Origin of the sequence: Pseudoxanthomonas sp. SORGH_AS_0997, from assembly GCF_031453535.1 — a bacterium.
In the GTDB taxonomy this organism is placed as follows: Bacteria; Pseudomonadota; Gammaproteobacteria; order Xanthomonadales; family Xanthomonadaceae; genus Pseudoxanthomonas_A; species Pseudoxanthomonas_A winnipegensis.
On sequence record NZ_JAVIZI010000001.1, the window covers coordinates 175,418 to 194,927 of the forward strand.

Genomic DNA, 19,510 nt, shown 5'->3' on the forward strand with positions numbered 1-19,510 from the left:
TCCAGGCAGGGATCGAAGATGAACGATTTTAGCGTGCGCCGCCGCTGGCCTTCGGCTTGCGGCCCAGCCGCGCGCGCAGCCCCGGCCAGCTGGACGTCAGCACGATGGCCAGCGCCAGCAGCAGCTCGATCCAGCCGTACAACCGCACTTCCGGATGCGACCAGGCCGTCATCACCCCGTGGCTGAACCAGCCCAACGCCAGCACACCCGACCAGAACACCGCCAGCCGCGATCCCAGCCGCGCACCGATGGCCAGCACCAGCGGCGGGGCGGTGAACACCAGCAGCGTGGCCAGCGCATGGCGATCGTCGCGGAACCACCAGCCGAACAGCGCCGACAGCGCCAGCAGCATCAGCGCCAGCAGCGGGCGCGGGGTGCGCACGCCGCTCATGGCGTGGCCTGCAGCCGACGCGCGATGTCGGCCAGGCGCCGGCCCAGCGCACGGGCCAGCGCGGCCTCTTCCTCGCTGGGCTGCGGATCGTCCTCGCCGCCGGCCACGTGGCTGGCGCCATAAGGCGTGCCGCCGGTGCGCGTGGTGCTCAGCTGCGGCTCGGTGAACGGAATGCCGGCGATCAGGCAGCCGTGGTGCAGCAGCGGAATCTGCATGCTCAGCAGCGTCGCTTCCTGTCCGCCGTGCTGGCTCGCGGTGGAGGTGAACACCGCCGCCGGCTTGCCCACCAGCGTGCCGCTGGCCCATTCGGCGCCCAGCGAATCGAAGAAGAACTTCATCGGCGCGGCCATGTTGCCAAAGCGCGTCGGGCTGCCGATCGCAAGCCCGGCGCAGTCGGCCAGGTCCTGCTTGTCGACGTAGGGCGCCCCCTCGTCGGGGACCGGCGGCGCACTGCGCTCGGTCACCACCGCCACCGGCGGCACGGTGCGCAGGCGCGCCGTCATGCCCTCGACCTCGCCGACGCCGCGTGCGATCTGCCGCGCCAGGCGCGCGACCGAACCGCCACGGCTGTAGTAGAGGACCAGGATCTCGGGCATCGGCGGGGCGTCCACGCGGCAAGGGGGCGCCAGTATCGGCGCTGGCAGGCCGGCTTGTCGCGGCCGAGGATGGCCGCCACCACAGCCGCCCACGCCACTTCGGGTAGGCTTGGCCCCGATGTCCCTGGCCTCCACCTTGCATCGCTGGAACGAGCACGTCCGCGACCGGGCGCGGCTGACGGCGTTCGCGCGCTTTCTGCTGGGGCGCTTCTGGGACGACCGCCTGTTCCAGACCGCGGCCGCGCTGGCCTATACGACCATGTTCGCGCTGGTGCCGCTGGCGATGGTGGTGTTCGGTGTGCTGGCCGCGTTTCCCGGCTTCCGCCAGTGGAGCGACACGCTCAGCGACTACGTGTTCTCCAACTTCGTGCCCAGCGCGGCGCGCTCGGCGCAGGGCTATCTGAAGGAGTTCGCCGCGGCGGCGCGCGATCTGACCGTGGCCGGCGTGATCGCGCTGGTGATCTCGCTGCTGATCACGCTCAACAGCGTCGAGGCCGCGTTCAACCGCATCTGGCGCGTGTCGGGCACGCGCCCGCGGCTGGGGCGCTTCGTCATGTACTGGACGGTGCTGACGCTGGGCGCGCTGCTGTCGGCCGCTTCGCTGGCGATCACCGCCAAGGTGTTCGCGCTGCCGCTGTTCCGGACCGCCGAGGGGCGGCAGGTGGCCTCGCTGGCCCTGTCGCTGGCGCCGGTGCTGATCGAGCTGTGCGCCATCGCCGCGATCTACCGCGTGGTGCCGCATCGATCCATCCAGTGGCGCTACGCCTTCGCCGGCGCGCTGCTGGCCACGGTCGGGCTGGAGGCGATCAAGTGGGGCATGGGCCTGTATCTGGCCAGCTTCAATTCCTATACGCGCATCTATGGCGCGGTGGCGGTGGCGCCGATCCTGATGCTGTGGATCTATCTGAGCTGGAGCTCGATCCTGCTCGGCGCCTCGCTGGCCTCGTCGATGGCGGCCTTCCGCTACCAGCCGCAGGCCATGCGCCTGCCGGAGGGCTTCGAGATCTACGGCCTGCTGCGCCTGCTCGGACGCTTCGTCGAGGCGCGGCGCCACGGCCATGGCCTGACCGACAACCAGATCATGAAGCTCGAGCCGATGCTGACCGACTCGCTGGTCCAGGAACTGATCGGCCATCTGGCGCGCATCAACCTGCTGCGCTGCGCGGACGACGGCCAGTGGCTGCTGGCCCGCGATCTGGAAGACACCACGCTGGCCGAACTCTACGAGGCCTGCCAGCTGCGCATCCCCATCGCCGAGGTGACGTTGCCCTGCCAGGACGACGCGCTGGGCGTGGCCGCGCGCGAGGCGCTGGACCGTGTCCGCCTGCCCGTGCGCGAGCTGCTGCAGCATCACGCCGGCACCCTCTACCGCAACCTGCCCGAGTCGCCCCGCTGATGACGCCCTCCCGTTCCCACGTTCTGTCCCTGTCCCTGGCCTGCACCGCGCTGCTGGTGCTGGCCGCCTGCCAGCGCGCGCAGGCGCCCGCCACCTCCGCACCCGCCGTCGCCGCGCCCGGAACGACCACCGCGCCGCCGTCCACGCCGCCCGCCGCCGATGGCCCGGTCGCGCTGAAGCTGACCGCCACCGACGGCAGCACGCTCGACCTGGCCACGCATCGCGGGCGCTGGGTGGTGGTGAACTTCTGGGCGACCTGGTGCCATCCCTGCCTGGCCGAGATGCCGGCCCTGTCCGAACTGGACCAGCGGCGCCAGGACATCGACGTGGTCGGCCTGGCCTTCGACGACATCGCGCCGGATGCGCTGGTGGCCTTCCTCAAGCAGCACCCGGTCGCCTATCCGATCGCGCAGGTGTCGATGGATCACCCGCCGGCCGCGTTCGAGCCGCCGTCGGGCCTGCCCACGACCTATCTGCTCGATCCGCAGGGCCGGATCGCCAAGCGCTTCCTCGGGCCGATCACCCCGCAGGAGATCGAACAGGCCGTCGACGCCGGCACGGCGGCCAAGTCCTGAGCGCCATCGCCGCCCGGTTCCTGGTCAGCGGACGGGTGCAGGGCGTGTTCTTCCGCGCCTCCACCCGCGATCAGGCCCGTGCGCTGGGGCTGGACGGCTACGCGCGCAATCTGGCCGATGGCCGGGTCGAGGTGGTGGCGCGCGGCGAGCCCGCCGCCGTGGAGGCGCTGGCCGCCTGGCTGGCGCACGGCCCCGCGCTGGCGCGGGTCGATACGCTGGAACGTGCCGCCTGGGATGAGGCGGTCGCGCCGGGCTTCGGCATCGGCTAACCGCCGCGGTGCTCAGCCGGTGCTCTGGCCCGGCAGCATGGCGGTGGCCAGACGGGCCAGGCCGCGGCGCGGCACTTCCGGGTCGAGCGACAGCTGCAGGGCCTGGGCCAGGCGCTGCGGGAAGGCCGCGTCGTTGTCCAGGAAGAAGGCCCGCGCGGCCTCGCCCAGCGCGGCGCAGGTCTCCGGGCTGAGCGCCAGCGCGCGTTCGACCACCGCCTCGATCGCCTCGGCCTCCACGCGATAGCGCGTGCCTAGCGCCATCGCCCGCTGCGCCGAGGGCTGCAGCAGCAGGCCGCGCTCGGGGGTGACCAGCTCGTTCATCGGCTCGCCGTCGGTGGTGATGACCACCGCGCCGGTGCTCAGCGCCTCGACCAGGTAGTGGCCGAAGCCTTCAGCCTCGGACGGACACAGGTGGAAGGCGTGCGCGTTCTGCAGTTCGCGCAGCTGCGCATCGTCCAGGTAGTCCAGGCGGTGGTTGATGTTGGGGGCCACGATCCGGGGCACATCGCGCGACTGCACCACCGTCAGGGTCGGCCACTCCGGGTGGCGCAGCCAGGCCTGGACCACCGCCTCGGTGCCCTTGGCGGTGCTGCGCCCGGCCACGTGCAGGAAGGCGCGGCGGCGCGGCACGCTGGCGTCGAAGCGGTCCTCGCTGGTGAAGCCGATGTAGCGCGTCTCGCAGCCCAGCGCGCCGAACACCCGCTCGGCGTGGCGGGTCTTGCACAGCACCCGCTCGAACCGCGGCAGCAGCGGCAGCCACTTGTCCAGCATCCACTCCGGATTGGGGACCAGCACGTTGCGCCGGGCGGCCGGCAGGCAGCCCCGGTAGACGCGCTCCAGGAAGATCTGGGTCTCGATGCGCCCGGTGGCCAGCGCACCCAGTCGGGCCCGGGCCTGGCGCAGGTTGTTGCCCATGCGCGATCCGCCGAAGGCCAGCGCCTGGCTGCCGATTTGGGCGCTGGCCAGGGCCCGCGACATGATGACCAGGTCGCGGCGCAGCCCCACCCCGTTGTCACGGGTGATCAGGCGGACGCGCGGCAGGAGGGGGGGCGAGGCGGAAGCAGGGGCGAAATGCAGCATGGGTGACGTCCGGCACGGGCACAGGTGCCGTGATGAACACATGATGAAAGGTTTAGCGCATTTCGTCACGCTGCGGGGGCAGCATTTGTCACCGTGTATTCAGTCGCTGTGGCCCAAACGCCCTCGCCGGGCCATCGGCTGACGCGTTACCGGCGTTACCGCTCGTCGCTGGTGTCCGGGATCGGCTCGATCAGGTGGTAGGTCTCGGTCAGCAGCTTGCCGTGCAGGGGTTTCATGTCCAGCCGGGCCGGTGGCACGGTGGTATCCGGCAGGCGCGAGAGCAGGTCACGGATCAGGGTGATGCGCCCGCGCCGCTGGTCGTTGAAGTCCACCAGGGTCCACGGCGCGTGGTGAGTATGGGTAGCGGCCAGCATCGCCTCGCGCGCCTCGGTATAGGCCGCGTACTGCTTGCGCGCCTCCAGATCCACCGGCGAGAGCTTCCAGCGCTTGAGTGGGTCCTCCAGCCGCTCGGCGAAGCGTGCCTCCTGCTGGGCCTGGTCCACGGTCAGCCAGTACTTGAAGAGCAGGATGCCGTCGTCGATCAGCAGCCGTTCGAAGATCGGCACCTGCTGCAGGAAGGAGGTGTACTGGTCCGGCGTGCAGAAGCCCATGACCCGCTCCACGCCGGCGCGGTTGTACCAGCTGCGGTCCATCAGCACGATCTCGCCGCCGGCCGGCAGCTGCTGCACGTAGCGCTGGAAATACCACTGTGTGGCCTCGCGGTCGGACGGCTTGGGCAGCGCCACGACCTTGCACTGGCGCGGGTTGAGGTGCTCGCGGATGGCATCGATGGCCCCGCCCTTGCCGGCGGTGTCGCGGCCTTCGAAGATCACCACCACGCGCTTGCCGGTCTGCAGCAGCCAGCGCGACAGGTTGACCAGCTGCAGCTGCAGCGGCGCGAGTGCTTCCTCGTAGTCCTTGCGCTTGAATTTCTTGCTCATGATGGGTCCTGGCGCGGGCGTGGCGGCCGAGCTTATTCCTTCAGTCGTGGCCGCAGGGTCGCCAGGTTGCAGGGCCGGGTGCGGGCGTCGAGCTGGGCCGAGACGATCTTCTCCCAGGCCGTGCGGCAGGCGGAGGTCGAGCCCGGCAGGCAGAACACGAAGGTCTGGTTGGCCAGCCCGGCGAAGGCGCGCGACTGCAGCGAGGAGGTGCCGATCTCCTCCACGCTGACCGCGCGGAACAGCTCGCCGAAGCCCGGCATCTGCTTGTCCAGCAGTGGCGCGATCGCCTCGGGCGTGGAATCACGCCCGGTGAAGCCGGTCCCGCCGGTGATCAGCACGCCGTCCACCTCGTCATCGGCGATCCAGGCCGAGACGATGGCGCGCATGCGGTAGATGTCGTCCTTCACGAGCGTGCGCTCGTGCAGCAGGTGGCCGGCGTCAGTGGCCGCCTGGACCAGATAGTCGCCGGAGCTGTCGTTGGCCAGGGTGCGCGAGTCGGAGACGGTCAGCACGCACAGGCGCAGGGGAATCAAGGTATCTGCATGGCTCATCGCGCCAGCCTAAGCCCAGGGCGGTGAGGCTTCAACGAAGGCCGCATCCAAATGAAAGGCGCCGGCCTCCCGAAGGAAGCCGGCGCCGGTGCGGACCGCAGCTGACGCTTACGGCTGGGTGCTGGCGTTGGCCGACCCGTTGGCCGAGCCGCCGACCGAGGCGTTCACGCCATTGCGCGAGGCGCTGCCGCTGGTGTTGCCGGAGGCGGCGGCGTTGCTGGTGCTGTTGCCCAGGCTGTTGCCCAGCGCGCCGCTACCGTTGGCGTTGCCAGAGGCCGAGCCGTTGGCGCTGGTCGACGCGGTGCTGTCACCGGCCTGCGAGGCGGCGCTGCCGACCTGGCTGGCGGCGCCCTGCACACCGCTCTGGGCGCGGATCGCGGCGGCCTGCGCGCCGTTGCGCACGCGGCCGGCGGTGTTGCGCACGCCCTGCGCGGCCTGGCTGGCGCCGGCGCGGGCCGAGCCGGCGGCCTGCGCCGCGCTGGACTCGGCGGCGCTGGTCACACCGCTGGTGTCGAGGCTGGCCGAGCCGGCCGCGTTGCCGGCCCCGTTGAGCGCACCGCTCAGGTCGCCGTTCGAGGCGCTGGCGGCGGCGTTGCCTGTGCCGCTGGCGTCACCGGTCAGCGACGCGGCCGAACCGGCGGCACTGCCAAGCGCCTGCGCCTGGCCGCCGACCGACTGCGCCTGATTGCGCACCGAGGCGGCGGTGTCCGACGCGCGCTGCTGGGCGCGCTGGGTGGCACGCTCGGCGCGGTTGCGGGTCTGCTGCAGGCGATCGCCGGCCATGCCGCGGGTGTTGTCGATGGTGTTGCCGATGCCGTTGACGGGCGCACCGATGCCGCCGATCTGGCCGCCAAGGTTGCCGGCACCGCCGATGGCGCCGCCCACCTGGCCACCCAGGCCGCCCAGGACCTGAGCCGATGCACCGGTGCTGGCCAGCGCGATGATGGCGGCCGTGGCCCACGTCAGAGTGTTGTGACGCATGAGATGTCTCCCTCGTTGGCGCGGGAAATCCGCTGCCTTCAGGAAGCACTACGGCCCAGCGAGAAAATTTCTTCCCGGCGTTTCTAACGTGTTGCCGCCTGTTCATCTGACGTGCCCGGGACCAGCCCGCGGCCGTAGACCGGGTCCGGGCCCGGCTTGCCGAGGTCGCGCGCATGCGCCGCCAGGGCGGCGAGCAGGGCGTCGGCATCCTCGTCCGGATGCGCGGCCAGGGCCTGCGCGGCGAGTGCGGCCACGCGCGGGGCGGCGAACGAGGTGCCGCGCATGCGTTCGAACCTTCCGCCAGGCGCGGCGGCTTCCACCTGCGCGCCGACCGCCGCCAGGTCCACCTGCGGACCGCGCCCGGCTTCGGGCAGGACGCGATCGCGCGGATCGACCGCGGTCACGCCGATCACCTCCGGATAGGCCGAAGGAAACAGCGGCGCCGCCGCCGGCCCGTCATTGCCGACCGCGGCGACCACGACCATGCCGCGACCGATGGCCGCGGCCACCGCCCGCTTGAGCAGCGCATTGTCCGGACCGACCAGGCTCAGATTGACCACGCGGACCTGCTGCCGGGCCAGCCAGGCCAGGGCCTGGGCGACCTCCAGCGCGTTGCCGCCGGTCGGCGCGCCGCAATACACATCGGCGGCGAACAGCTGCACGCCGGGCTGCGCGCGCTGGCCATCGCCGACCAGCAGCGAGGCCACCGCGGTGCCGTGCAGGTCCGGGTGCGGCTGGTCGTCGCAGCCCCAGCGCTGCACCTGCGCGCCTTTCAGCGCGGGGTGGCCGGTGTCCACGCCGCTGTCGACCAGACCGACGCGCCAAGGCGTGGCCGCCGCCCCCGCGGCGGGCGTCGCCGCAGCGCCGCTGGCCGCTTCGGCCGCGCCGCTGCTGGCATAGAGATGGTCGTAGTCGTAGCTGCCGGCCGGATCGAGTGCGCGCAACGCCTCGACCGCCCGCCGCGTGGACTGGCCGGCCGGCGCGCGCAGCGGCACGACCTCCAAATCCAGCCCGTCGAGCCGACGCGGCGCTTCGACGGTGAAGCCCGCCTGGCGCGCACGTTCCAGCGCCTCGGGGGTCGGCGCCAGCGCCAGGACCTGGCTGCGGATCACCACGTTGTCGTTGGGATCGGTATCGAGCACGTCGCGGTGCTCGCGCAGCAGCTGGCGCTGGCCGAGCTGGCGTGCCTGGGTGAGGGTGCGGTCGGCCAGGGTGGTGGCGTCGCGCATCAGCGGGTCGACGACCTGCCCCAGCGTCCGGGTGATCGGCGCGGCGGCCTGCGGCAGGGGCGGCAGCGGCTGCAACTGGGCCATGGCGACCGGCGCACAGGCCAGCAGCGCCGCAAGGGCGGCCGTCTGCGCTAGGATCGCGCCGCCTTGGGATCGCCGTGGCAGGGGGAAAAATGTTGCGCGGGTCATGGAAGCAATCTGGCTTCCCAATCGTATATCAGGCATGAAGCAGGACGCGGCGAGCCCGTCTTTCCGCCAGGCGCTGTGCGAGCGGCTGCCCAAACTCCGCCGTTACGCACGCAATCTGGCCGGCACACCGCACGATGCGGACGACCTGTTGCAGGTCGCCGCCGAGCGCGCGCTGGCGCGCGCGGCGCAGTGGGATCCGGCCCAGCCGCTGGATCCCTGGCTGTATCGCATCGTGCGCAACGCCTGGATCGACGAGGTGCGCGCGCGCCGGCGCGGCCAGGAGGTCTTCGCCGATGCGGAGCTGGGCGAGCAGGTCGGCGAGGACGCGGTCGGGGCGCACGCGCTGCGCCTGTCGGTGGAGGCGGCGATGGCGCGCCTGCCGGAGGAACAGCGCAGCGCCATCGCGCTGGTGCTGGTGGAAGGCCTGGCCTACCGCGAGGCCGCGCAGGTGCTGGAGATTCCGATCGGCACCCTGACCAGCCGACTCGCGCGTGGGCGCGAGGCGTTGCAGGCCCTGCTGGGCGAACCTGGAGAAGCGACATGAACATCGACGACGCCACCCTGATGGCCTACCTGGACGAAGCGCTGGACCCGCAGGACGCGGCGCAGGTCGATGCCGCCCTGGCGCGCGATCCGGAGCTGGCCGCGCGCGTGGCGCGGCAGCGGCGTCTGGACGCGCGTGTGCGCACCTCGCATGCCGCCGCGCTCGAAGAGCCGGTGCCTGACGCGCTGGTGCAGTTCGTCCTGGGCCACGGCGCGGCGGCGCCCGAGCCCGCGGCCGAGCCGACGGCGGCGCCGAGCAATGTGGTGGCGTTCCCGCCGCGCAAGCGGGCGCGCACGCTGTGGACGCACCTGGGCGCGCTGGCGGCCGGCGTCGTGCTGGCGGTGGTCGCGCTGCCCTGGCTGCGCGGCACCGGCGGCGCGGATTGGGTACAGGGCGCCGACGGCCTGCAGGCGCGCGGCGCGCTGGCTGCCGCGCTGGACGATCAGCTCTCCGCCGATCACGCGGGCAAGGTGCAGATCGCCCTGAGCTTCCGCGACCAGGACGGACAGTACTGCCGCGCCTTCCGCGTCGAATCGGCCAGGACCGCGGGCCTGGCCTGCCGCGGCGCCCAGGGCTGGTCGCTGCCGGTACTGGCGCGCGACGCCGAGCACGCGCAGGGCGAGCTCAGGCAGGCCGCCTCGCCGCTGCCGCCGGCGGTGCTCGATGCGGTAGATGCGCGCATCGACGGCGACGCGCTGGATGCCGGCGGGGAGCAGGCTGCGCGCAAGGCGGGCTGGCGCTGAGTGACGGGCAAGCTGGCGGAACACAAAGGCGTGCGAGACCTCGCATGCTGGAAGCATGCATTGCCCAGTCTGCTTTCTGCTTAAAGCCCCCGTAGCCCCACTACCGTCGTTCCCGCGAACGCGGGAACCCATGGACGTTGACGCGGGAAACTCAAAGGCACTGGGTTCCCGCGTTCGCGGGAACGACGGCTGTTGGTGTTCTGCCTCGGGCGGCCATCACCTGGTCCGATGCCCTGTGATCTGAAGCGTCACGTCCGTGGATTCCCGCCTTCGCGGGAATGACGGACTGATACATGTCCGCGAGTGCATGGACGGCGCGGGTTCTCCCCACCGCGCTCTTGGCTTTCAGCCTGTCGCGCCGTTCCTCGACCCGATACGCGTCTAGCGAAATGAGTGCCTGATCCACCAGCAGGCGCGCCCACGCTCTGCGCTTGGCTCAACCCTCAGCCAACCGCGCCAGTTCGTCGGCCTGGTGCTCCTGCGCCAGCCGGCCGATCAGTTCGTCCATACCGCCTTCGATGATGTTGGGCAGGTCGTACAGGGTCAGGCCCTCGACGCGGTGGTCGGTGATGCGGCCCTGCGGGAAGTTGTAGGTGCGGATGCGCTGGCTGCGGTCGCCGCTGCCGACCTGCAGCTTGCGCGTCTGCGCCTCGGCCGCGGCCTGCCGGCTGCGCTCGGCGTCCAGCAGCTGGGCCTTGAGCCGCTTCATGGCCTTGTCGCGGTTGGCGTGCTGGCTGCGCTCGGTCTGCGATTCGACCACCACGCCGGTCGGCACGTGGGTGATGCGGATCGCCGAATCGGTCTTGTTGACGTGCTGGCCGCCGGCGCCGGAGGAGCGGAAGGTGTCCACCTTCAGGTCGGCCGGGTTGATCACGATCTCCTCGACCTCGTCGGCCTCGGGGATGATCGCCACCGTCGCGGCGGAGGTATGGATGCGGCCCTGCGATTCGGTCGCAGGCACGCGCTGCACGCGATGGGTGCCCGATTCGAACTTCAGCCGGGAATACGCGCCGCGGCCGACGATGCGCGCCACCACTTCCTTGTAGCCGCCGTGCTCGCCGGGGCTGTCGGATTCCACTTCCACCTTCCAGCCCTGGCGCTCGGCGTAGCGCGCGTACATGCGGAACAGGTCGCCGGCGAAGATCGCCGCCTCGTCGCCGCCGGTGCCGGCGCGCACCTCCAGGAACAGGTTGCCCTCGTCGCGCGGATCGCGCGGGACCAGCAGGGCCAGCAGTTCGTCCTCCAGCACGGCCAGGCGCGTCTGCGCGCTAGCGATTTCCTCTTCGGCCAGCTCGCGCATCTCCGGGTCGGCGCGCAGCGCCTCGGCGGCGACCAGGTCGGCCTTGGCGCGGGCCTCGGCGTCCAGCGCGCTGGCCAGCGGCGCCAGCTGGGCGAACTCGCGCGAGAGATCGCGGAAGCGGGTGGTGTCGGCGACGACGGACGGGTCGGCGAGCAGGCGTTCGAGTTCTTCGCGACGCTCGGCCAGCGCCTCCAGCTTACGGCGCAGGGTCGGCGTCATCGGGCAACGTGGCGTGGGAGTAGGGGGCCTTGGCCGGGAACAGCCGTTCGGCGGCGCGGGTGAGTTCGGTATCGCCGCGCAGCGCCGCTTCGCGCAGGGCGGCGGTCGGCGGGTGCAGCAGGCGATTGGTCAGGGTGTGGGCCAGCTGTTCCAGCACCTGGGCCGGATCGCGGCCGTTCGCCAACTGCGCCTGGGCCTTTTCCAGCGCGTCGCGGCGCGTGGTCTCGCCGTAGGCGCGCAGACGCTTGAGCGGCTCCTGGCGCGGGGCCGCCTGCAGCGTCTCGACGAAGCGCGCCACCTGCAGGTCGATGATGGCCTCGGCCTCGTCGGCGGCCTGGCGGCGGCTGCGGCGGTTTTCCTCGACCGCGCGCTCCAGGTCGTCGACCGTATAGAGATAGGCGTCGGCCAGGTCGGCGACGCTGGCCTCGATGTCGCGCGGCACGGCCAGGTCGAACAGCATCATCGGCTTGTGCCGGCGCCGCGTCAGCGCCTGGGCGACCTGCGCGCGGCTGATCACCGGCTCGCGCGCGGCTGTGGCGGAGAACACCACGTCGGCCTCGGCCAGGTGGCGGTCCAGTTCGTCCAGGGGCAGGGCATAGCCGCCGTGCTGGCTGGCCAGCGCCTGGGCATGGGCCAGGGTGCGGTTGGCGATCAGCAGGCGCCGCACCTTGCCCTCGCTCAGATGCCGGGCGGCCAGCTCGATGGTCTCGCCGGCGCCGACCAGCAGCACGGTCGAGTCGCTCAGGCGGGCGAAGGAGTTCTGCGCCAGTCGCACCGCGGTGGAGGCCACCGACACCGGGTTGGCGCCGACGCGGGTGTCGGTGCGCGCACGCTTGGCCACGGCGAAGGCCTGCTGGAACAGCCGGTCCAGGCCGTTGCCCAGCGCCTGATGCTCGCGCGCCAGGGCCCAGGCGTCCTTCACCTGGCCCAGGATCTGCGGCTCGCCCAGCACCATGGAATCCAGCCCGGTGGCCACGCGGAACAGGTGGCGCACGGCCTCGGCATCGCGGTGGCGATACAGATACGTGTCCAGCCCCTCGCCATGCGCGGCCAGCCACTGCACCAGCGGCGTGGCGTCGTCGGCCACGGCGTAGAGCTCGGTCCGGTTGCAGGTGGACAGCAGCGCGGCCTCGCTGACCTGCGGCAGGGCGCGCAGCGCGTCCAGCGCCGCCGGCAGCGCCTCGCCGGCAAACGCCACCCGTTCGCGCAGGGTGACCGGCGCGGTCTGGTGATTCAGTCCAAGGACCCACAACGTCATTTCGGGGCTTGCGCTAAGCTGCTGGCGTGTTGTTGCCCGCCATTTTACGGCCCGGTTCCCCCTAATGCCCGCAAAGATGCGTTTCGTCCCGCCGTTGCTGCTGTTCGTTGCCGGATTCGCATCCTCTGCCGCGGTGCTCGCCAAGGAGTCCGTCCCGCCAGGCGGGACGACCGGCGCGGTGCTCGAGCCGGTCATGGCCGGCGAATTCGCCCTGCAGGCCGGCAAGCTGCCCGAGGCCGCGCGCTGGTACCTGCAGGCCGCCCAGGCCGGCCACGACGTCGGCCTGGCCGAACTGGCCACCCGCATCGCCCTGCTGGCCAACGACGACGCGCGCGCCGCGCAGGCGCTGGCGCTGTGGCAGCAGCGCGCGCCCAGTTCGCTGGCCATGCGCGCGGCCCAGGCCACCGTGGCGCTGCGCGAGGGGCGCGAGCGCGTGGCCCGGCGCCAGCTCGAATCCCTGCTGCGCGACAAGGACCCGCAGGCCTGGCGCTACGCGCTGACCGTGCTGGGCAGCGGCGGCCGCGACCCGGCCCTGGCCGGGCGCCTGCTCGGCCAGTTGCTGGACGACAAGGCCCTGCCGAACGACCTGACCGCCTGGCTGGCCTTCGGCGGCCTGGCCCAGTCGCTGGACCAGCCGGCGCTGGCCGAACGCATCGTCGGCGAGGTGGTCAAGCGCTTCCCGGTCAATCCGCGCGTGGCCCTGCTGCATGCCAGCCAGCTGCGCCAGGCCGGCAAGCTCGACCAGGCTCGCCAGGTGCTGGCCGACCTGCAGGGCCAGGCCAACCTGGACCCGTCGGTGCGTCTGGGCGTGGCCGCCGAATACGACCACCTGGGCTCGCCCGCGCTGGCCGCCGCCGCCCTGGCCAAGGGGCCGCAGGACACGCGCAGCTTCGGTTTGCGCGCCTCGCTGCTGGCCAAGGCCCAGGATGACGCCGGCCTGGCCGCGCTGTACGACGAGGCCAAGGCCTCGGCCGAGGCGCAGGACCCGGCCCAGCGCCTGCTGCTGGGCCAGATCGCCGAATACCTCAAGCGTCCGCAGGACGCGCTGGGGTGGTACGAGGGCGTCGGCGCCGGCGAGCACGCGATCGAGGCGCGCCTGCGCGCGATCGGCACCCTCGACCAGCTCGGCCGCACCGACGAGGCCTTCGCCCGGGTCCATGCCATGCAGGCCGACGCGTCCATCGACGAATCCGCCCGCCGCGACGCCTACCTGCTGGAGGCCGAGCTGCGCCAGAAGCACGACGACGATGCCGGCGAACTGGACGCCCTGGCCCGCGGCCTGGCCGCCTATCCCGACGACAACAACCTGCTCTATGCGCGCGGCCTGGCCTGGGAGCGGCGCGACCGCATCGACCGCGCCGAGGCCGACCTGCGCCGCGTGCTGGTCACCGACCCGACCAACACCGCCGCGCTCAACGCGCTGGGCTACACCCTGGCCGACCGCACCGACCGCTACAAGGAAGCGCTGGAGCTGATCGACCGCGCTCGCGCCGCGGCGCCGGACGAGGCGGCCATCATCGACAGCTACGGCTGGGTGCTCTATCGCCTGGGCCGCAAGGACGAGGCGCTGGTGCAGCTGCGCCGCGCCTACACGCTGATGAAGGACCCGGAGATCGCCGCCCACCTGGGCCAACTGCTGTGGGAGAAGGGCCAGCACGAGGAGGCGCGCAAGCTGTTCGACGAGGCGCGCCGGCTCGATCCGGACAACCGCTCGCTGCAGCGCGCGCTGGAGAAGACCGGCGCATGACCGCTCGCCTCCTGTCCGCGGCCGCGCTGTGCGGCGTCCTGCTGCTGGCCGGCTGCGCCAGTCCCGGCATGCGTGGGCCGGCGCCGGCGCCGGTCGATGCTGGTATCGCGGCCGACGCCCAGGCCGCGCGCGAGACCTGGCTGGCCGCCCACCGCGACTGGTCGATGACCGGGCGGGTGGCGATCCGCCGCGCCGACAAGGGCGGCAGCGGCCGCATCGACTGGACCCAGCGCGGCGACGCGTTCGATGTCGCGCTCGCCGCCCCGGTCACGCGCCAGACCTGGCGCCTGGTCGGCAGCCCCGGGCAGGTGCGGCTGGAGGGCGTCGACGGCGGCCCGCGCCAGGGCGCCGACGCCGGCCAGCTGCTGCTGGAGACCACCGGCTGGGAGATTCCCATGCAGGCCCTGGCCTACTGGATTCGCGGCCAGGCCGCGCCGACGCTGGCGCCGGCCCGGCTCGCCTACGGTGCCGACGGGCAGCTGTCCCAGCTGCAGCAGGGCGGCTGGACCATCGACTTCACCGCCTGGCAGCCGCCGGCGGCGGACGGCACGCCGGCGCTGCCGGCGCGGATCGAGGCCCAGCGCGGCGATGCGCGGGTGCGCCTGATCGTCGACACCTGGCAACCGGCCGCCGCGACGCCATGAGCCAGCCTCCCGTGCCCGGCGGCTGGTCCTGGTGGCCGGCGCCGGCCAAGCTGAACCTGTGTCTGCGCATCACCGGCCGTCGCCCGGACGGTTATCACGAACTGCAGAGCGCCTTCCGGCTGCTCGAATGGGGCGACACGGTCGGCATTCGGCTGCGCCAGGACGGGGTGATCTCCCGCGTCGGCGACTCGGTGCCGGGCGTGGCCGAGGCCGACGATCTGGTGGTTCGTGCGGCCAAGTTGCTGCAAACGCACGCCAACGTCTCGCTTGGTGCGGATATCCGCGTCGAAAAGCGCATTCCGGCCGGCGGTGGCTTCGGCGGCGGTTCGTCCGACGCGGCCACCGTTCTGCGCGTCCTGGACCACCTCTGGGGCACGGCCCTGGGCGAGGACGCGCTGGCCGCGCTGGGCCTGACGCTGGGCGCGGACGTGCCGATCTTCGTGCGCGGACGCAACGCCTGGGCCGAAGGCGTCGGCGAGCGCCTGACCCCGATCGCGCTGCCGCCGGCCTGGTATGTGCTGGTCGACCCCGGCCTGCATGTCGCCACGCCGGTCCTGTTCGCCTCACCGGATTTGACGCGCAATGCCGCACCCGTGAAAATAGCGGACTTCCTTTCCGGATCCGTGCCCGACAACGTGTTCGAGCCGGTGCTGCGTCGTCGCGAACCTGCCATCGAGGCGGTCTTCGCCACGCTCTCGCGCATCGGGACGCCACGACTGACGGGGACGGGCAGCGGCTGTTTCGTGGAGTTCGCAAGCCTTCAGGCCGCCCAGGCCGGACTGGCCTTGCTGCCGAGCGAACTGCGCGGCTGGGTGGTGGCCGGGGCGGCGCGTTCGCCCCTGCTGGACGCCCTGGACGGGAGCGCACGCAAGGACTGATCCACTGGGGCGTCGCCAAGAGGCCTAAGGCACCGGGTTTTGATCCCGGCATTTCGTAGGTTCGAATCCTACCGCCCCAGCCAATGTCCTCATCGCATGCGCGCGCGGCCCGACCGGTTGCCTCATCGGCCCGGGACGCGCAAGGCGAGTCCTCGGCCTGCACGCCACGCAGTCCGGCGCCCGCGCAGTGCCGTCCATCCCGCTTTCCTGCCGCTGTCCCACGAGATTCCCCATGCAAGACGATCGCAGCCTGCTGGTCTTTTCCGGCAACGCCAACAAGCCGCTGGCCCACAGCATCTGCCGCGAACTCGGCGTGCGTCCGGGCAAGGCGATGGTCTCGCGCTTCTCCGACGGCGAAGTGCAGGTGGAGATCGAGGAAAACGTGCGCCGGCAGGAGGTGTTCGTGATCCAGCCGACCTGCGCGCCCAGCGCGGAGAACCTGATGGAGCTGCTGGTGATCATCGACGCGCTCAAGCGCGCCAGCGCCGCCAGCGTCACCGCGGTGGTGCCGTACTTCGGCTACTCGCGCCAGGATCGCCGCCTGCGCTCCTCACGCGTGCCGATCACCGCCAAGGTCGCCGCCAAGATGTTCAGCGCGGTCAACGCCGACCGCGTGCTCACCGTCGATCTGCACGCCGACCAGATCCAGGGCTTCTTCGACATCCCGGTCGACAACGTCTACGCCTCGCCGCTGCTGCTGGCGGACATCTGGCGCGCCTACGGCACCGACAAGATGATGGTGGTCTCGCCGGACGTGGGCGGCGTGGTGCGCGCCCGCGCGGTCGCCAAGCGCCTGGACGATGCGGAGCTGGCGATCATCGACAAGCGCCGTCCGCGCGCCAACGTGTCCACGGTGATGAACATCATCGGCGACGTCGAGGGCAAGGAGTGCGTGATGGTCGACGACATCGTCGACACCGCCGGCACCCTGTGCGCCGCCGCCGCGGCGCTGAAGGACCGGGGTGCGACCAAGGTCGCCGCCTACTGCACCCACCCGGTGCTGTCCGGCCCGGCCGTGGACAACCTCAACAAGTCGGTGCTGGACGAGCTGGTGGTCACCGACACCATCCCGCTGTCGGATGCGGCCAAGGGCTGCAGCAAGATCCGCCAGCTGTCGGTGGCCAGCATGCTGGCCGAGACCATCCGCCGCATCGCCTTCGGCGAGTCGGTCAGCTCGCTGTACGTGGATTGAGGTCGGGATTGGGGATTGGGCATTGGCGATTCGCAAGGCGTTAGCGCGCTTGGCGAATCCCCAATCCCGAATGCCGAATCCCGGCCTTCCAACGGCTCTCCTGGTCGCGGGGGAGTCGCATCGCCACCGCGAGGTGGCTTACTCAAGCAAAGAAGTGAAAAACCCATGGCAACGACACATGAAATCAAGGTGGAGCGCCGCGAGGACGGGGGGAAGGGTGCGAGCCGCCGCCTGCGTCACGCCGGTAGCGTCCCCGCCATCGTCTACGGTGGCGACCTCAAGCCGGTCAGCATCCAGCTGAGCCACAACGACGTCTGGCTGGCCAGCCAGCACGACTGGTTCTACTCCTCGATCCTCTCGCTGAGCCTCAACGGCGACGTGCAGAAGGTGCTGCTGCGTGACATGCAGCGCCATCCGTACAAGCAGCAGATCATGCACCTGGACTTCCAGCGCGTGAACGACAAGGAGTCCATCCGCACCGCCGTGCCGCTGCACTTCCTGGGCCAGGACACCTCGCCGGCCGGCAAGGCCGCCGACGTCGTGGTCGCCCACGAGCTCAACGAAGTCGTGGTCGAGTGCCTGCCGGGCGACCTGCCCGAGTTCATCGAGCTGGACCTGTCCAACCTGGCCGTCGGCGACGTGATCCACCTCTCGCAGCTCAAGCTGCCCAAGGGCGTGGAACTGCCGGAGCTGAAGCTGGGCGCCGAGCACGACGTGGCCGTGGTCACCGCCAAGTACGTCAAGGTCGAGGACGAGTCCGCCGAGGGCGAGACGTCGGCCGACGTGCCGGCCGCCAAGGTCGCCGACGACAGCGAAGCCAAGGACGCCGAGTAACCGGACGCGCCGGGGCGCGCCAGCGGCGCGTCCCGGCGGTTCGGCGAACCTTCGATGGAAGGCGTGCGTCTCATCGTCGGGCTGGGCAATCCCGGACCCGAACACCTGCGGACCCGGCACAACGCCGGGTTCCGTTTTGTCGACACCCTCGCCATGCAGCTGGGCGCGCGCTTCGCCGTGGACGCCAAGCTTTTCGGCGAGACCGCCCAGGTCAGCCTTGGCGGGCAGACGGTGCGCCTGCTCAAGCCGGCCACCTACATGAATCTATCGGGCAAGTCGGTGGTGGCGGCCCTGCGCTTCTGGAAGCTCGAGCCCGAGCGGACACTGCTGGTGCACGACGAACTGGACCTGCCGCCCGGCATCGCGCGCCTGAAGTTCGACGGCGGCCACGGCGGCCAGAACGGGCTGCGCGACACCATCAGACTGCTGGGCCACGCGCGCTTCGGCCGCCTGCGCATCGGCATCGGCCATCCCGGCCACAAGGACAAGGTCACCGGCTGGGTGCTGGGCCGACCGAGCGCGGACGACGAAATCCTGATCGGCCGTGCGATCGACGACGCGCTGGACGTGCTGCCCCTGGCAGTGGCCGGCGATTTCAACGAGGCGATGAAGCGGTTGCATACGCAGGGCAAATAGGGAATGGGGAATGGGGAATGGAAAGGCGGCCACGCTCTTCGATTCCCTATTCCCGATTCTCCATTCCCGGATGACACACATGGGCATCAAATGCGGCATCGTCGGCCTGCCGAACGTCGGCAAGTCGACCCTTTTCAACGCGTTGACCAAGGCGGGCATCGCCGCGGCCAACTTCCCGTTCTGCACCATCGAGCCCAACGTGGGCGTGGTGCCGGTGCCGGATCCCCGCCTGGGCGCGCTGGCCGAGATCGTCAAGCCGCAGCGGGTCGTGCCCACGGCGGTGGAGTTCGTCGACATCGCCGGCCTGGTCGCCGGTGCGGCCAGCGGTGAGGGCCTGGGCAACAAGTTCCTGGCGCACATCCGCGAGGTCGATGCGATCACCCATGTGGTGCGCTGCTTCGAGCATGGCGACATCATCCACGTGAACAACAAGGTCGATCCGATCTCGGACATCGAGACCATCGACACCGAGCTGGCGCTGGCCGACCTGGACAGCGTGGAGAAGGCGCTCAACCGCGCCGAGCGCGGCGCCAAGGGCGGCGACAAGGAGATGATCGCGCGCAAGCCGGTGCTGGAGAAGCTGCGCAAGGCGCTGGACGACGGCAAGCCCGGTCGTGCGGCCGGCCTGGACGAGGAGGAGAAGGCGCTGGTGCGCGACCTGTTCCTGCTCACCCTCAAGCCGGTGATGTACATCGCCAACGTGCTGGAGGACGGCTTCGAGAACAATCCGCACCTGGACGCCGTTCGCGCCCGCGCGCAGGCCGAGGGCGCCCAGGTGGTGCCGGTGTCAGCGGCGATCGAAGAGGAGCTCTCGCAGCTGGAGGACGCCGACCGCGACGCCTTCCTGGCCGACCTGGGCCTGGAAGAGCCCGGCCTGAACCGCGTGATCCGCGCCGCCTACCAGCTGCTCGGCCTGCAGACCTACTTCACCGCCGGCGTGCAGGAAGTGCGCGCCTGGACGGTCAAGGCCGGCTCGACGGCGCCCAAGGCCGCGGCGGTGATCCATACCGACTTCGAGAAGGGCTTCATCCGCGCCGAGACCATCGCCTACGACGATTTCATCAAGTACAAGGGCGAGGCCGGGGCCAAGGAAGCCGGGCGCCTGCGGCTGGAAGGCAAGGAGTACAAGGTGCAGGAAGGCGACATCCTGCATTTCCGCTTCAACGTCTGAAGCCGGCCGCGGCCTGCCGGGTCGCTATTGCCAAGTCGTCATGAGAAGGCCGCGCATTGCGCGGCCTTTTCGTTGCATGGGCTCTGGAGTCGCTGAGATGCCTCCCATCGTCGTTCCCGCGAACGCGGGAACCCAGCGACTTGGCG

Annotated in this window: 21 protein-coding genes and 1 tRNA gene; 13 read left to right on the forward strand and 9 right to left on the reverse strand. The window is 71.3% G+C overall.

Annotated features, from left to right (window positions below; genetic code table 11):
• Positions 1–28: 28 nt before the first annotated feature.
• Positions 29–391 carry a DUF2069 domain-containing protein gene (locus QE438_RS00750; protein ID WP_306993194.1) on the reverse strand — a complete coding sequence of 121 codons (363 nt, stop codon included), beginning with the start codon at positions 389–391 and terminating at the stop codon, positions 29–31.
• A complete protein-coding gene (gene wrbA, locus QE438_RS00755; RefSeq protein WP_306993192.1) occupies positions 388–987 on the reverse strand; it encodes an NAD(P)H:quinone oxidoreductase in 600 nt (199 codons plus the stop codon). Before wrbA ends, QE438_RS00750 begins: the two co-directional genes overlap by 4 nt.
• A 118-nt stretch (positions 988–1,105) precedes the next feature.
• Here wrbA and QE438_RS00760 point away from each other — a divergent pair, with 118 nt between their 5' ends.
• Genes QE438_RS00760 through QE438_RS00770 form a run of 3 tightly spaced genes read left to right on the forward strand, consistent with a single transcriptional unit; the run spans position 1,106 to position 3,227 of the window.
• Entirely contained in the window at positions 1,106–2,383 is a 1,278-nt protein-coding gene (locus QE438_RS00760; protein ID WP_130515903.1) for a YihY family inner membrane protein, read from the forward strand.
• On the forward strand, positions 2,383–2,958 hold the full coding sequence (locus QE438_RS00765; RefSeq protein WP_306993190.1) for a TlpA disulfide reductase family protein: 576 nt from the start codon (positions 2,383–2,385) through the stop codon (positions 2,956–2,958). The genes QE438_RS00760 and QE438_RS00765 overlap by 1 nt, the downstream gene beginning before the upstream one ends.
• Complete coding sequence (locus QE438_RS00770; protein ID WP_130516246.1) at positions 2,955–3,227, forward strand: acylphosphatase; 273 nt, start codon at positions 2,955–2,957, stop codon at positions 3,225–3,227. Before QE438_RS00765 ends, QE438_RS00770 begins: the two co-directional genes overlap by 4 nt.
• Positions 3,228–3,239: 12 nt before the next feature.
• On the opposite strand, the gene QE438_RS00775 is transcribed toward QE438_RS00770, so the two are convergent.
• From QE438_RS00775 to QE438_RS00795, 5 genes are all read right to left on the reverse strand, one after another.
• Complete coding sequence (locus tag QE438_RS00775; RefSeq protein ID WP_306993188.1) at positions 3,240–4,307, reverse strand: glycosyltransferase; 1,068 nt, start codon at positions 4,305–4,307, stop codon at positions 3,240–3,242.
• 155 nt (positions 4,308–4,462) lie between these two features.
• Complete coding sequence (gene ppk2 / locus QE438_RS00780; protein WP_130528922.1) at positions 4,463–5,248, reverse strand: polyphosphate kinase 2; 786 nt, start codon at positions 5,246–5,248, stop codon at positions 4,463–4,465.
• Positions 5,249–5,280: 32 nt separating this feature from the next.
• Positions 5,281–5,799 (reverse strand): molybdenum cofactor biosynthesis protein B, encoded by a 519-nt coding sequence (gene moaB / locus QE438_RS00785; protein WP_130523401.1) that lies wholly within the window; start codon positions 5,797–5,799, stop codon positions 5,281–5,283.
• Between the two features lie 108 nt (positions 5,800–5,907).
• The gene (locus QE438_RS00790) at positions 5,908–6,780 is read right to left on the reverse strand and encodes a hypothetical protein (protein ID WP_306993185.1); all 873 of its coding nucleotides are present in this window, start codon (positions 6,778–6,780) and stop codon (positions 5,908–5,910) included.
• A gap of 83 nt (positions 6,781–6,863) precedes the next feature.
• Positions 6,864–8,093, reverse strand: coding sequence for a S8 family serine peptidase (locus QE438_RS00795; protein ID WP_307184043.1), 1,230 nt, complete (start codon positions 8,091–8,093; stop codon positions 6,864–6,866).
• A gap of 139 nt (positions 8,094–8,232) precedes the next feature.
• Between QE438_RS00795 and QE438_RS00800 the strand changes: the two genes are divergently transcribed.
• Together QE438_RS00800 and QE438_RS00805 are read left to right on the forward strand one after the other, a co-directional pair.
• Positions 8,233–8,742 (forward strand): RNA polymerase sigma factor, encoded by a 510-nt coding sequence (locus tag QE438_RS00800; protein WP_130528926.1) that lies wholly within the window; start codon positions 8,233–8,235, stop codon positions 8,740–8,742.
• Positions 8,739–9,485, forward strand: coding sequence for a hypothetical protein (locus QE438_RS00805; protein WP_306993180.1), 747 nt, complete (start codon positions 8,739–8,741; stop codon positions 9,483–9,485). Before QE438_RS00800 ends, QE438_RS00805 begins: the two co-directional genes overlap by 4 nt.
• Positions 9,486–9,921: 436 nt before the next feature.
• Here the strand turns inward: QE438_RS00805 and prfA are convergent, their stop codons facing one another.
• Together prfA and hemA are read right to left on the reverse strand one after the other, a co-directional pair.
• On the reverse strand, positions 9,922–11,004 hold the full coding sequence (gene prfA / locus QE438_RS00810) for a peptide chain release factor 1 (protein ID WP_306993178.1): 1,083 nt from the start codon (positions 11,002–11,004) through the stop codon (positions 9,922–9,924).
• Positions 10,982–12,262, reverse strand: coding sequence for a glutamyl-tRNA reductase (hemA, locus tag QE438_RS00815; RefSeq protein ID WP_130523406.1), 1,281 nt, complete (start codon positions 12,260–12,262; stop codon positions 10,982–10,984). Before hemA ends, prfA begins: the two co-directional genes overlap by 23 nt.
• A gap of 64 nt (positions 12,263–12,326) precedes the next feature.
• On the opposite strand from hemA, the gene QE438_RS00820 reads away from it, so the two are divergent.
• The 8 genes from QE438_RS00820 to ychF all read left to right on the forward strand — a co-directional run bounded on the left by QE438_RS00820 (position 12,327) and on the right by ychF (position 19,364).
• Entirely contained in the window at positions 12,327–14,009 is a 1,683-nt protein-coding gene (locus QE438_RS00820; protein ID WP_165394565.1) for a tetratricopeptide repeat protein, read from the forward strand.
• The gene (lolB, locus tag QE438_RS00825) at positions 14,006–14,653 is read left to right on the forward strand and encodes a lipoprotein insertase outer membrane protein LolB (protein WP_306993175.1); all 648 of its coding nucleotides are present in this window, start codon (positions 14,006–14,008) and stop codon (positions 14,651–14,653) included. Before QE438_RS00820 ends, lolB begins: the two co-directional genes overlap by 4 nt.
• Positions 14,654–14,664: 11 nt before the next feature.
• Positions 14,665–15,531: a 4-(cytidine 5'-diphospho)-2-C-methyl-D-erythritol kinase gene (gene ispE, locus QE438_RS00830; RefSeq protein WP_307184042.1), complete on the forward strand. Its 867-nt coding sequence runs from the start codon at positions 14,665–14,667 to the stop codon at positions 15,529–15,531.
• Positions 15,532–15,536: 5 nt separating this feature from the next.
• A tRNA-Gln gene (locus QE438_RS00835) sits at positions 15,537–15,614 on the forward strand.
• Between the two features lie 149 nt (positions 15,615–15,763).
• Positions 15,764–16,723 (forward strand): ribose-phosphate diphosphokinase, encoded by a 960-nt coding sequence (locus QE438_RS00840; RefSeq protein ID WP_130515930.1) that lies wholly within the window; start codon positions 15,764–15,766, stop codon positions 16,721–16,723.
• A 165-nt stretch (positions 16,724–16,888) separates the two neighbouring features.
• On the forward strand, positions 16,889–17,557 hold the full coding sequence (locus QE438_RS00845; protein ID WP_130533641.1) for a 50S ribosomal protein L25/general stress protein Ctc: 669 nt from the start codon (positions 16,889–16,891) through the stop codon (positions 17,555–17,557).
• 54 nt (positions 17,558–17,611) lie between these two features.
• Complete coding sequence (gene pth / locus QE438_RS00850; protein WP_306993172.1) at positions 17,612–18,193, forward strand: aminoacyl-tRNA hydrolase; 582 nt, start codon at positions 17,612–17,614, stop codon at positions 18,191–18,193.
• Between the two features lie 79 nt (positions 18,194–18,272).
• Complete coding sequence (gene ychF / locus QE438_RS00855) at positions 18,273–19,364, forward strand: redox-regulated ATPase YchF (RefSeq protein ID WP_130515936.1); 1,092 nt, start codon at positions 18,273–18,275, stop codon at positions 19,362–19,364.
• Positions 19,365–19,510 lie beyond the last annotated feature (146 nt).